The sequence below is a fragment of the uncultured Campylobacter sp. genome, from assembly GCF_938039245.1.
Taxonomy (GTDB): domain Bacteria; phylum Campylobacterota; class Campylobacteria; order Campylobacterales; family Campylobacteraceae; genus Campylobacter_A.
Genome location: NZ_CALHVN010000061.1, coordinates 19,062 through 32,200, shown reverse-complemented (window position 1 = coordinate 32,200; position 13,139 = coordinate 19,062). Strand labels below are relative to the sequence as shown.

Annotated in this window: 11 protein-coding genes; 4 read left to right on the top strand and 7 right to left on the bottom strand. The window is 47.5% G+C overall.

Annotated features, from left to right (window positions below; translation table 11 throughout):
- From Q0218_RS10865 to thiC, 5 genes are all read right to left on the bottom strand, one after another.
- The coding region (locus tag Q0218_RS10865) for a hypothetical protein (RefSeq protein WP_297969512.1) at positions 1-208 on the bottom strand (208 nt) is incomplete at its 3' end.
- Positions 209-232: 24 nt separating this feature from the next.
- Positions 233-1,570 (bottom strand): PFL family protein, encoded by a 1,338-nt coding sequence (locus Q0218_RS10860; protein WP_297969510.1) that lies wholly within the window; start codon positions 1,568-1,570, stop codon positions 233-235.
- 9 nt (positions 1,571-1,579) lie between these two features.
- A complete protein-coding gene (locus Q0218_RS10855; RefSeq protein ID WP_005871308.1) occupies positions 1,580-1,846 on the bottom strand; it encodes an ACT domain-containing protein in 267 nt (88 codons plus the stop codon).
- Between the two features lie 77 nt (positions 1,847-1,923).
- Positions 1,924-3,024, bottom strand: a complete 1,101-nt coding sequence (locus tag Q0218_RS10850; protein WP_297969508.1) for an Mrp/NBP35 family ATP-binding protein — start codon at positions 3,022-3,024, stop codon at positions 1,924-1,926.
- Positions 3,014-4,348: a phosphomethylpyrimidine synthase ThiC gene (thiC, locus tag Q0218_RS10845; RefSeq protein ID WP_297969506.1), complete on the bottom strand. Its 1,335-nt coding sequence runs from the start codon at positions 4,346-4,348 to the stop codon at positions 3,014-3,016. Before thiC ends, Q0218_RS10850 begins: the two co-directional genes overlap by 11 nt.
- A 99-nt stretch (positions 4,349-4,447) precedes the next feature.
- Here thiC and Q0218_RS10840 point away from each other — a divergent pair, with 99 nt between their 5' ends.
- The 4 genes from Q0218_RS10840 (at position 4,448) to Q0218_RS10825 (ending at position 9,012) form a co-directional block, all read left to right on the top strand.
- Complete coding sequence (locus Q0218_RS10840) at positions 4,448-5,578, top strand: bifunctional 2-C-methyl-D-erythritol 4-phosphate cytidylyltransferase/2-C-methyl-D-erythritol 2,4-cyclodiphosphate synthase (RefSeq protein WP_297969504.1); 1,131 nt, start codon at positions 4,448-4,450, stop codon at positions 5,576-5,578.
- A gap of 18 nt (positions 5,579-5,596) precedes the next feature.
- Positions 5,597-6,523: a response regulator gene (locus tag Q0218_RS10835; protein WP_297969502.1), complete on the top strand. Its 927-nt coding sequence runs from the start codon at positions 5,597-5,599 to the stop codon at positions 6,521-6,523.
- Positions 6,501-7,682 carry a sulfate adenylyltransferase gene (locus Q0218_RS10830; protein WP_297969500.1) on the top strand — a complete coding sequence of 394 codons (1,182 nt, stop codon included), beginning with the start codon at positions 6,501-6,503 and terminating at the stop codon, positions 7,680-7,682. Before Q0218_RS10835 ends, Q0218_RS10830 begins: the two co-directional genes overlap by 23 nt.
- Positions 7,683-8,514: 832 nt before the next feature.
- Complete coding sequence (locus tag Q0218_RS10825; RefSeq protein ID WP_297969498.1) at positions 8,515-9,012, top strand: phosphatidylglycerophosphatase A; 498 nt, start codon at positions 8,515-8,517, stop codon at positions 9,010-9,012.
- 550 nt (positions 9,013-9,562) lie between these two features.
- Here the strand turns inward: Q0218_RS10825 and Q0218_RS10820 are convergent.
- Positions 9,563-9,994 carry a fatty-acid--CoA ligase gene (locus tag Q0218_RS10820; RefSeq protein ID WP_297969496.1) on the bottom strand — a complete coding sequence of 144 codons (432 nt, stop codon included), beginning with the start codon at positions 9,992-9,994 and terminating at the stop codon, positions 9,563-9,565.
- Positions 9,994-13,071: a cytochrome c biogenesis protein CcsA gene (ccsA, locus tag Q0218_RS10815; RefSeq protein WP_297969494.1), complete on the bottom strand. Its 3,078-nt coding sequence runs from the start codon at positions 13,069-13,071 to the stop codon at positions 9,994-9,996. Before ccsA ends, Q0218_RS10820 begins: the two co-directional genes overlap by 1 nt.
- Between the last annotated feature and the right edge of the window lie 68 nt (positions 13,072-13,139).

Sequence of the window (13,139 nt, the reverse complement as noted above, 5' to 3'; positions counted from 1 at the left end):
GCGTGTGGATTATACGATACGGCTCGCCCTCTTTTGTGCGGGCGGACGTTATTTTTATTAGCGTATCTGCGCTGTCATCCGAAATCCTATAGACCCCGTCTTGCCCCAAGCCCGCCAGCTCGAATTTTTTTTCCTTGCTATAAAATGCCGAGATTATAGAGCAGCCGCTAAAAAGCAAGGCCGCCGCAAATAACGCAAACGCCCTCATCTTTCCTCCTTAAGCGGGTTAAATTTAGTTTTTAAAACTATGAATAGGTGCCGGTATCTGGCCGCCGCGGGCGATGAAGTCCGCCGATGAGTTTTTATTTACGCTCATCACGGGCGCGCTGCCAAGAAGCCCGCCAAACTCCAGCGTGTCGCCCTCTTTGCCTTTTGGGATTATGCGCACGGCGGTCGTTTTTTGATTTATCACGCCGATCGCGGCCTCGTCGGCTATGATCGCGGCGATCGTTTGCTCGGGCGTATCCTGCGGGATCGCGATCATATCAAGCCCCACCGAGCAGATCGCGGTCATCGCTTCGAGCTTTTCTAAGCTTAACGAGCCTGCACGCACTGCGGCTATCATGCCCTCGTCTTCGGAGACGGGGATAAATGCGCCGCTAAGTCCGCCTACTTGGTTACACGCCATTACTCCGCCCTTTTTGACGGCGTCGTTTAGTAGCGCTAGAGCTGCCGTCGTGCCGTGCGTGCCGACGCGCTCTAAGCCCATCTCCTCAAGCACGCGCGCAACAGAATCGCCCACCGCCGGAGTCGGAGCTAGCGAGAGATCGACGATGCCAAATTTCACGCCCAGCCGCTCAGACGCCATTTGCCCTACGAGCTGTCCGATACGCGTGATCTTAAACGCCGTCTTTTTAACGGTCTCGGCGACCACGTCAAAGCTCGCTTGGCGCACCTTCTCAAGCGCGCGCTTAACGACGCCGGGGCCGCTAACGCCCACGTTTATGACGACTTCGGCCTCGCCCACGCCGTGAAATGCGCCTGCCATAAAGGGATTATCCTCGACGGCGTTGGCAAATACGACTAGCTTTGCGGCGCCCAGATCTGAAAGCCGCGCCGTTTCTTTTATCACGCGCCCCATATCGGCGACCGCGCTCATATTTATGCCCGTTTTGGTCGAGCCGATATTTACCGACGAGCAGACCTTTTGCGTCGCGGCGAGCGCGGCTGGGATGGAGTCGATTAAAATTTTATCGCCCTTTGCGTAGCCCTTTTGCACTAGCGCCGAAAAGCCGCCGATAAAGTCGATACCGACCTTTTGCGCAGCCTCATCCATCGCCTTGGCAAGCGGGACGTAGTCGGTAGCGTTCGTCGCCGCGCCGATGATGGCGATAGGGGTTACGCAGACGCGTTTGTTTACGATCGGGATGCCAAGCTCTGCTGAAATTTCATTACCGACCTTTACCAGATCGCGCGCCTTGTCGGTAATCTTTGCGTAAATTTTCTCCGCTGCCTTGTCGATATCGGGATCGATACAGTCAAGCAGGCTGATGCCCATCGTGATCGTTCGGATGTCGAAATTTTGCTCCTCGATCATCGCGATCGTTTCGGTTACGTTTTTGATGTCCATATCGGCGCCTTAGATATTGTGCATGGCGTCAAAGATCGCCGAGCTTTGGATGTTGATTTTAACTTTTAGCTTTTCGCCTAGCTCGTTTAGCTCCTCGCGCAGAGCCGTGAAGTCCTGCTTTTCCTCGCTGGAAACCACCGCCATCATCGTAAAAAACTCATCCAAAACCGTCTGGCTGATGTCGTCTATGTTTAGCCCAAGCTGCGCGAGCTTGGCCGAAACGCCCGCTACAATGCCAACCTTGTCCTTACCGATCACCGTTACGATCGCTTTCATCGTCGTTCTCCTAAATTTGTAAATTTGCGAGAGTTAAAGCCCGAATTTGAGTAAATTCGGGCTTTAGATTTTAAATTTTACTTCGAGCAAGCGCTCTTGCCGTCCATTACGGGCTGGATAGACGAGTTGTCCGCGCCGCCGTCATCGTTGATATTTTCGATTATCTCCCATAGCCTAGCCGCCGCTTTTTCGTAGCGTTTAGCCGTAACCGAGTTTGGCTCGTAAAAGCTCACCGGCTTGCCGCTATCTCCGCCGACTCTAACGGCAGGCTCGATAGGGATCTCGGCTAACACTTCGGTACCGTAGGCTTTTGCCACTTCTTCGGTCGTACCTTTGCCAAATATATCGTACTCCTTACCACTTTCAGGGCAGATAAATCCGCTCATGTTTTCTATCACGCCGGCGATCGGGATGTGAAGCTTTTCAAACATATCAAGTGCTCTTTTGCTATCATCAAGCGCCACTACTTGCGGCGTCGTAACGCACACGCCAGCAGTCACCGGTACGCTTTGAGCCAGAGTTAGCTGCGCATCGCCGGTTCCCGGAGGCATATCTAGAAACAGCACGTCCAGCTCGCTCCAAAACACGTCTTTTAGCAGCTGTTCGATAGCTTTCATTATCATCGAGCCGCGCCAGATGAGGCTCATGCCTTCTTCCATTAGCACGCCCATGCTCATCATCTCGACGCCGTGAGTTAGGATCGGTTTTAGCTTGTTGCCCACAACTTGAGGCTGCGTGCCTACTTCGCCGAGCATTCTAGGGATATTTGGGCCGTAGATATCGGCGTCTAGGATGCCTACTTTTTTGCCTAGCTTCGCCATCGAGATAGCTAAATTTAGCGTCGTAGTGCTCTTGCCCACGCCGCCTTTGCCTGAGCTTACCATTACGAAATTTTTGATCTGCGGAGCGATGTTTTTACCGCTTTGGGTGTTGCTTTTTTCTTCTGGGATTTTTGGTTGGATGATGCTAACAACACACTCGTTTGAGCCCATCACGCGCTTTATGTCGGTTCGCAGCTCGTTTGCTACGTCCGGATTTGAGCTTACGATCTCGACCTCGATTAAAATTTTCTCGCCGATTTCGACGTTTTTTACGAATCCAAAGCTCACGATATCTTTCTCAAAGCCCGGATATATCACGCCTTTTAGTCTATTTAAGACATCCTCTTTACTTAACATTTTTCTCCTTCGTTAGATTTTTCGAAATTTTATACGCGCAAAATTTAGGCCCGCACATCGAGCAAAATTCCGCCTTTTTAAACGACTCTTGCGGCAAGCTCTCGTCATGTAGCTCGCGCGCTCTTTCGGGATCTAGGCTTAACTCAAACTGCCTGTTCCAATCAAATGCGTATCTAGCGTCGCTCATCGCGTGATCGCGCTCTATCGCGCCAGCCTTTCCTAGCGCGACGTCGGCTGCGTGAGCGGCGATCTTATGCGCTACGATGCCTTCTCTCACATCGTTTGCGTTTGGCAAACCAAGGTGCTCTTTAGGCGTCACGTAGCACAACATCGAGGCTCCGTAAAAGGCCGCCATCGTCCCGCCGATAGCCGAAGTGATGTGATCATACCCCGCGCCGATGTCCGTAGGCAGCGGTCCTAGCACGTAAAAAGGCGCGCCGTGGCACAGCTCGCGTTCGATTTTCATATTATACTCTATTTGGTTTAAAGGAATATGACCCGGCCCCTCGATCATCACTTGCACGTTTTTCTCCCATGCGCGCAGCGTTAGCTCGCCTAAAACGCGTAGCTCGCTAAGCTGAGCCTCATCAGTCGCGTCGTATAGGCAGCCCGGACGCAGCCCGTCGCCTAGAGACAGTGCGACGTCGTGAGCGGCGCAAATTTCTAAAATATCGTCAAAGGCCTCGTAAAACGGGTTTTCTTTATGATGGTGCATCATCCAGCTAGCAGTTAGGCTACCGCCGCGACTAACGATACCCATCTTGCGCTTTGCGACCAGCGGCATAAATTTGAGCAAAAAGCCCGCGTGTATCGTGAAGTAGCTAACGCCCTGGCGCGCCTGTTTTTCGAGCGTTTTTAGGATGTCGTTTGCGGTTAAATTTTCGACCTCTTTTATATCGTGGATGACCTGATACATCGGCACGGTGCCTATGGGGACGGTCGAGTTTGCGATTATGGCGCTTCTGATCGCATCCAGATCGCCGCCAGTGCTTAGATCCATGACCGTGTCGGTGCCGTATTTTAGGCAAATATGCAGTTTTTCAAGCTCGGCGTCTATATCACTGCTTAGGCTTGAGTTACCGATATTTGCGTTGATTTTGGTTTTGGCCTCCCTGCCGATCGCCATCGGGAGTAAATTTTCGTGATGGATGTTGGCGGGGATTATCATCTTGCCCGCAGCGACCTCGCTTCTAACGAGCTCGGGATTTAGTGCTTCAGCCTGCGCTACGTAGTTCATCTCGGGCGTTATAACGCCTTTTTTAGCGTAGTACATCTGCGTCGGAGTTTTGTCGGCGGAGTCAAATTTGACCCGAAATTCTTTCATATTTCGCTCCTTAAATTTTTGATTCTAATATTACTCAAAAAAGATAAAAACAAGCTTTTTATCTGTATAATATCGTAACACTTCGCCAAAGGAGAAATTTTGCTAGACGTTACGCTGATAATGCTAGGAGCCGGAAGCTCTAGCCGTTTTGAAATGCCCGTTAAAAAGCAGTGGTTGCGCGTCGGAGGCGATCCATTATGGCTCTTTGCGGCTAAAAATTTAAGCTCGCATTACGCTTTTAAAGAGATAATCATCGCCTCAAACGAGGAAAAATATATGAGTAAATTTGCCCCGTCGTACCGCTTCATAAAAGGCGGAGCGACGCGTCAAGAGAGCCTAAAAAATGCTCTTAAGCTCGTTCAAAGCGAATTTGTTTTAGTTAGCGACATCGCTCGTCCGATGATTAGCGCGGAGCTTTTTTCTCGCATAATAGGCGGCATCCAAAACGCCGACTGCGTCGTGCCTGCGCTAAAAGTACCCGATACCGTTTATCTAGGCGCGGGCGTCGTAGATAGAGAGCAGATCAAGCTCATCCAAACTCCGCAGCTCTCGCGCACGGCGATGCTAAAAGGCGCGCTTGAATCAGGTCAAATTTACACCGATGATAGCTCGGCGATAGCGGCTGCAGGCGGTAAAATTTGGTACGTGCAAGGCGACGAAAACGCGAGAAAAATCACGTTTAAAGACGACCTTTCTAAAATTTACGGCCTTGGCGCGCCGTCAAGCGAAATTTACGTCGGCAACGGTTTTGACGTGCATGCCTTTGAAGAAGAGAAAAAAGAGGGAAGTTTCGTAACAATCGGCGGCGAAAAAATCCCTTTTGAAAGAAATTTAAAGGCCCACTCCGACGGCGACGTAGCTATCCACGTGCTCATCGACGCGGTGCTAGGAGCGGCCGGGCTGGGCGATATAGGCGAGCATTTCCCCGACACCGACGATAAATTTAAGGGGGCGGACTCGGCTATGTTACTAAAAGAAGCATATAGGCTCGTTCAAAGCGTCGGTTTTGAGCTGATAAACGCCGATATTACCGTTATCGCCGAGCGGCCAAAGCTTAGTAAATTTAAATCCGCGATGGAAATAAACATCGCAAATGCGCTAAATTTAACCCCGAACCGCATAAACGTAAAGGCCACGACGACCGAGAAGCTAGGCTTTACGGGGCGAGGCGAGGGTATAGCCGCCACGGCGTGCGCGAGTCTAAAAATTTACGACTGGACACAAAAATAAAACGACGAAAGTAAAAAAATGAGAGTTTTGATAATAGAAAACGAAATTTACCTAGCCCAAAGCATCGCATCAAAGCTAGAAAATCTAGGCTACGAGTGCGAGATCGCAAGGAGCGCGGCGGAGGCGATGAAAAGCGAGCCCGAGCAGAGGGCAAAGGAGGGCGGCAAGGACGCGCACTTTGACGTGGTGCTGCTCTCTAGCGCGTTTGCGGGCGACGAGACGCTAAAAATCATACAAAAATTTAAAGACTCCGTCGTCATCCTGCTCATCACCTATATCAGCAACGACACCGTCTCGATCCCGATAAAAGCGGGTGCTAGCGACTACATACAAAAGCCTTTTATGATCGAGGAGCTGGTGCGAAAGATCAAGCATTTCGAGGAGTTTAGACGGCTGCAAACATTTATAAAGACCTATCAGGACTACTTAAACTATCATTTTAAGGCCGTTTCGGCGCTAAATTTCGACTTTAAGCGCATAAAGCTGCCTCTTCTCATAAAGTGTAATAAAATGATAAATGCCGATAATTTTGTTTTCGAATACGCAAAGGCGCTAAATTTGAGCTTTAAGTACGTGCCGCTTGAGCCCGGTATCGACGTAGAGGCCGTAGCTGCGGCAAATCCGCGCACGCTTTTATATTTTTCAAATTTTCAAATTTTACGCCAAGAGGCCAAAAATCAGATCGTCTCTCTCGCGGCCAAACGCAAGCTCATCGCAAGCTCGACCAATCCGAACGAAGAAGCGCCGATGGAGACGCTAAATATCACAAGCGACGAGAAAAATTTCCAAATCGATGAAATTTTGACGATCGACGACTACATCAAGCACATCATCGTAAACTATCAGGACAAATACCCCGATACCGAGCTTAGCAAAAAGCTAGGCATCTCGCGCAAATCGCTTTGGGAAAAGAGGAAAAAATATGACGTCGCCAAGAAAAAATAGCATACTGATAAACGACGAGGCTTTCGGGGCGCTTGATCTTATAGAAAATCAAATTTTTAGCAAATTTAACCGCCTGATGAACGAAAAAGAGGCAAACGAGGTCTATGAAACGGGCTTTTTAGGCGGCGAGCCGATGCCCTATGCTTTCGTCTTCGCTCCGCAAGGTAAGCGCAATCAAGAAACGATAAAAAACGCGCAAAAAGGCGATAAAATAGAGCTGATAAACTCTAGTGGCGAGTCTGTCGGGCACATAAACGTAAGCGGTTCGTTTAAATTTGACGAAACCAAAAGCGCGCAAAATATCTTCCGCGCTAACGAAACCGAGTCGGCGCGGCAATGCTGCGGCGAGCTAGCTATAAGCGGCGAGATAAAAATCTACGGCAGCGCGCTAGAAAAGGTAAAAGAGCGTATCGTGACTGTCAAAAAGGAGCAAAACGCGCAAAAAATCACGGCTATCATGCTAACCGCAGAGCCGTTTAACCGCGCGCACGAACGCCTGATCAGGATGACGATAGACAAGGCTGATTTGGTGTTGCTTTTTTTACTCAAAAGCCACGGCGCGGACGAGGTGATGAGCTTTGCGCTAAAAAAAAGAGTGCTTGAATACTTCATCCAAAACTACATCCCGCAAAATCGCCTAATCATCGTACCGTTTGAAAACTCCAGCCTCTTTAGCTCGCACCTAAATCCGACGCTAGAGTGCATCGCGGCGCATAGGCTGGGCGCAGATAAGCTCGTAGTCGGTCAAAATCACGCGGGTATCGGGATGTTTTACGATCACAACGTCGCTCACACGGTGCTAGAGCGATACAAAAACGATTTAAATTTAGAGATAGTCGTGCTGCCGGAGCTTGTTTATTGCAACGAATGCAAAACGCTAGTTAGTACCAAGACCTGCCCGCACGGCCAGCACCATCACATCAAATACCACGCGCAGACGCTAAAAACCCTGCTGCTCTCAGGCATCTTGCCGCCTGCGATCCTCATGCGGCGCGACATCTCGGCGATGGTACTGAGCGAGCTTTTCCCGAACAGATTTGAAAATATCCAGAAGCTTTGCGACGATCTTTTTCCTAGCAACGGACTGCTAGAAAAGCAGACGGAGAGGGAGTTTTACGAAAATTTGATGAAGCTTTATCAGACGACGTCATTAAGCTAAATTTGCTTTCTACTGTTTTGGTAAAGCGGCTTGTTTCGCGAGCGCTTTTAAATGATTTCGTAAATTTCGCCCTGCGATAGGCCATATGCCTTATCTTGGGACGAAATTTACTTCTTCTATTTAGCTACGAGCATAGCGACGTAGAAAACATTTAAAATCATCTCACGATACTCGCCTCATCTTTTTACGCTCAAATTTGAAGTCAAATTTGGCTAATTTTGTAAATTTGACTTCAAATTTTACTCGCCGAGACCCGCAACTTTAAGGCGCTAAATTTGGCTTTAAAATTTAACACTGCGCTCTCAAATTGCTTTAAACCGCTTTACTTTTATGTTAAGAGGGAAGGGGATTGAATTACGAAGTCGCTCCCTTCCCCCTTAACAATCCCCTATCCCCTACGACGTGAGAGGTGGCGACATAGCTTTGCTGACGCAAAGCGTCGCTGGGTTTTGGAAACAAATTTGTAAATTTAGTATTTTCGGAGCGCGGGTCTCGGTGGGTAAAATCTAGCGGTACATTGCGAAGTTGCCGCAAATTTTGCTCGTATAAAACGATCGGAAAATTTGATTGCCGTTTAGCAAAGCCTTAATTTTACCAAAGTCGGCGCTTGAGGCATCTAAAGTCAAATTTTAGAGATGCAAATTTGAGGTTTTTGGCTTGTAAAGATCAGATAAGTTTAACGGTTTTTGTAGCCAAATTTAAAAATATCTAAATTTGGCTCAAAATTTAGCGCCCAAATTTTGAAATTTGCAAGCTAAATTTGCTAAAATCGCGCTAAAAATCGGCGAGTAAATGCGCCGTTTATGATTTAAATTTGATTTAAAGGAAAATTATGCAAAGGTTGTTTTTAACGTTTTTTGGCGCCGGCCTAAGCCCCAAAGCTCCCGGTACGGTTGGCTCGCTAGCGGGCGCGCTCGCGGCGTTTGGGATTTTGACGATCCTGCCAGCTTCCACGCTATTTTTGGTTTCGATTTGCCTTTTTTTATATAGCATAAAGATTATCGACGATTATGAAGCAAAAACCGGCGTACACGATCACGGCAGCATCGTGATAGACGAGGTTGCGGGTGTTTGGCTAGCGATATCAATTAGCGGCGCTACGGCGGTGCAGTTTGCGCTCTCGGTGGCTTTTTTTAGGCTATTTGATATCTGGAAACCTTCCGTGATCGGTCGCATCGATAGGGATGTCAAGGGCGGGCTTGGCGTGATGGGCGACGATATGGTCGCTGGGCTTTTTGCGGGGCTTCTTAGCGCGATTTGCTACGAGGCCGCGACGAAGATCGGACTTGACTACGAGTGGGTTAAATTTGAGCTACCGTTTGTGAAGTGAGCTAACGTAGGCAAGCGTCGGCCCGTTTAAAAGGCGTAATTTTGATCCAAATATCCCAAATTTAGCGCGGGCAAATAGGGATGCTTTAGCGTATCGCGCGGCTAGCCGAGTCGCTTTTTGCGGACATAAAAGGCCAAATTTGAGATCGTCGATTTTAGCTTTGTAAAAGCGCGGGCGCAAAAATACTTCCGGCCATACGTCTAAACCGCCTAAATTTGTGCTTTAGTCTAGGCGACGCCAGTTTTTTGCGCGTTTAAAGCGTTAAATTTTAGCCAAACGGGCTATAGCTGCCTGAAAATACGGTATCTTATCGGCGGGTAAGCGGTTTGCGCTCTTTTATCTCTAAAACGGCGCTAAAGTATGCGTATCGCTTGCTTTCAAACCGAGCTTAAATGCCGTAAATATCGTTTTTGCCGCTTGATAAAAGAGCGGTTAAATTGGGCTATTTAGATTAATCCTAAGCCCATAAAATCAGTAAACGACGGTTTTGCGGTAGCGGCGAGCGTTTTATCTACCGAAATTCGTGTTTTGGGTCTTTAAAATTTACGAGCTACGACCTACTTTTTAAGGTTCCTTTTTGCTCATAGGCTTCGATTTCTCTTACGTACTCGGGATTTTTCTTTTTTAGTTCGTTGCTCATAAATGCAATTAGCTTAGCGTCGGCGTTTTTATGCGAGGCTAAAGCCGTAATAAAATTTAGATACTCTTTGGCTTCGTCTGGAGCCACTCCGTCTTTTTTGGGCGGTAACCTAAAATTCGTAGAAAACATCCTTAATATAGAAAAAAGTTTATTTTTACTAGTACTAGGATCGCTTGCGACGGTAAATAGGTCGTCTAAAGTAACACCTCGCTCAGCGGCCTCTTTGGCTGCGGCGCTGGCTGCGATCTTGTCGCCGCCGAGTTTTGCCGCTAGAAAAATAAGAGAAGCTACGAGTATTAAAAGAACGGTAGCTAAAATGATTATTACCGTGGTTTGATTCATTATAGTTTTACTCCTTTTATAGGTTTTCTAAAATACGCCAACACGGCGATCAAAACCATCAAAAGCGCGCCTATCCATACAAAAGGCGGCACCGGTACAGGCTCGCCGGCAGCGTAGGAGTGCATACCGCTGAGATAAAAATTTACGCCAAAATACGTCATTATAATCGACCAATAAGCAAACATAGAAGCGACGGCAAAGACGTATTGGCTATTTAGCTTAGGGATAAATCTAACGTGCAAAACTGCCGCGTATATCAGGATAGAAACTAACGCCCAAGTCTCTTTACTATCCCAGCCCCAGTAGCGGCCCCAGCTCTCGTTCGCCCACACGCCGCCTAGGAAATTTCCCATCGTAAGCAGGCTAAGGCCCAGTATCATCGCCATCTCGTTTATGCGAGTAGCCTCAAGGATGTTTCGCGAAATTTCTTTATTTTCTTTATCGCCTTGCATGGCAAAAAGCACGAGCGTAAACATACCAAGTAGCGAACAAAGTCCTAAAAATCCGTAGCTAGCCGTGATAACCGACACGTGGATAGTTAGCCAGTAGCTCTGAAGCACGGGCGCTAGAGTAGTGATTTGCGGATCCATCCAGCTAAGGTGCGCTACAAATAGCGTAACGCCCGATAAAATCGACGTTAGCGCCATGGCTACCGGGCTTTGGCGAGAAAAAACTATACCGGATAAACTCAAAGCCCAAGCGATGTAAATCATCGATTCGTAAGAGTTGCTCCAAGGAGCGTGCTCGGCGACGTACCAGCGCACGCCGATGCCGAAAGTATGTAGTAAAAAGGCTAGGATATTTATACCGTAGACGATTTTAAATAGCCCCTTAATATTTAGTTTAGGGCGCGCCATTTTGACGAAAATGAAGCACAAAAGCCCAAATCCGGCTAAAAGATATACGAGCGTGAGCGATTCGAAAATTTTATACTCGTTAAAAAATAGCTCCATTTCGACGCGTTTTTGGCTTGGGATGACGGATTTGCCGTATTCTTGTTGATAGGTTTTTATCTCGGCTAGAGCTTGATTTGCTTTGCGCCAGTTATTGTTCTCGGTAGCGTCGGCGACGCCGGTAAAATAATCTTTTAGCATCCTGACGATTTGTTCGCTCTCGTTTTTAGGCAGATACATCATCGCAGAAGCTATGCCGTACCAGGTATTATTTGGGTCGTCTATCTTTGGAAATACGGCGAAAATTTCACCCCAAAATACCATATGAAGGATGTTTAGTCGCTCGTCTATTTTTTGTACATCTTTATCAAACGTGCCTCGCTCGCCCGGCATTTTACGGTTTGCGGCTTCGGCGAATTTGGAGAGTTTGTAGACGATTTTACCGTCTTTGTCGCTTTCAAAAAAGTCGTTGTAGCTTGCAAATTTGTCCTTTTCGTCTATGCCGATTAGCTTTTTTATCTCTTTATTGTTTACGTAGATTATAGGTTTGTCGCGCCAGTAAAAACCGTTCGTCATCATCGAAAGCACGGCCTGATCGGCGTTTAGCCCTTCAAGCGTATCGCTACGGTGGATTTTGTTTAAGATATCCCTTGCGACCGTATCAAAAGGCTTCATCCTACCGTCGCCGCTTTGAACTATTAGCGTAGAAAGCTCTTTGGCGTGACTTGCGTCGATATTTAAAGCCTCGTCCATAGCATAAATTTTAGTCGGCGAAAACGCTGCCGCGCTCGTTACTAGAAGGATTGCGGCGAGTTTTTTGACGGCGTCCTCGTTTATCATTTTGGCTAGTTTTCTAAAGCGCGAGCGAGGATTTATAACGTTTAAAAATAGCCCGAGTCCCAGTAAAAAGTAGCCGACGTAGGTCGGGATTTTGCCCGGGTCGCGGTTTACCGATAGTACGGTGCCAAGCTCGTCCATATCGTAGCTGCTTTGAAAGAATCTATATCCGTCGTGGTCTAGTACGTGGTTCATGTAAATTTTATAAGGAAAATCGCCGGTGCGCGAGTCCTCGACGATAACGTCGCTAGAGTAGCTCATCGGCGAATTTGAGCCCGGATAGCGCTTAAGCTCGAAGTCGTTTAGCTTTATAGAAAAAGGAAGCTCGATCATTTTAGCGCCCCAGTAGACGTTAAAAAGCACGCCGTCTATTTTCGCTTTTGCCGGCGCGTAGCTGTTTTCGTATAGGGTTAGTTGCTCGGTTTGCCCGTCGTAGGTTAAATTTGCCACGAGCGCGTCGAAATCTCCGTTTTTGCTAACGATACGCCGCCCGGCCTTAGTTAGTAGGGACTTTGGAACGAAATTTACGTCAGCTACCGTATAAAGCCTCATCGGCAAAAACTCAGTCTCTTTATCCTTGGCGTACTGCCCTTTTTCATTCGTCGCCATCGTAAAGTAGCCGATATTTTGGTTTGAAGTTAGATAAAATTTGCCCTCTTTTAGTTCGATTTTGACAAAATTTTCAAGTAGCGGCTGTGCGTCGAATGCAAAGCTAACGCCGCCCACCTCGCGAGTCTGGCCTGCTTGTAGGCTGATTTCTTCTTTTGAGTCGGAGGCCGAGACGCTTAGCCTAACCAGCGGCTCGCCTTTGTCTGCTTCGTAGTACTCGGTCTCGGCATTTTTGTAGTAGCCTTCAAAGCTTAAATTTGCCTTCTTATCCTCGATTTTAAGCGGTAAATTAAAGCCGTTTAAGCCAAAAGAAGTGATGTATTTTTGGATAGAATCCGAGTAAATTTTACCGTCTTTTTCGGCTGCGATTTCTATTCTCGAAGCCGACCCGAAAACGGCGTTTGAAGCCTCGTTTTCTCTTATGCGCATCGTTCCCTCAAAGCCCATATATCGCGTCATAGCAGCCCCTAAAAGCATAAATAAAAAGCTAACGTGAAATATCAAAACGGGTAGTTTTTCATTTCTAAAAAGGTCGTATCTAAAAAGATTGTAAGCTAAATTTATGCCCAAAAGCACCTGCACTAGAGCAAACCAGCTCGCGCCGTAAACCGCAGCCCACGCGCTTTTGGTATCGTAGTAGCTTTCTATTATCGTCGCCGCGCCGCTAGCGACCGCAAAGATTATCAGTAAAACAATCGCCGAGGTCATACTAAAAAATATGGACTTTAATTCTCTCAAAATTTATCCTTAAAAATGCAAAATCAAAAATAAAGTGTGCATTATAGTAACATTTTTTAAATAATTTT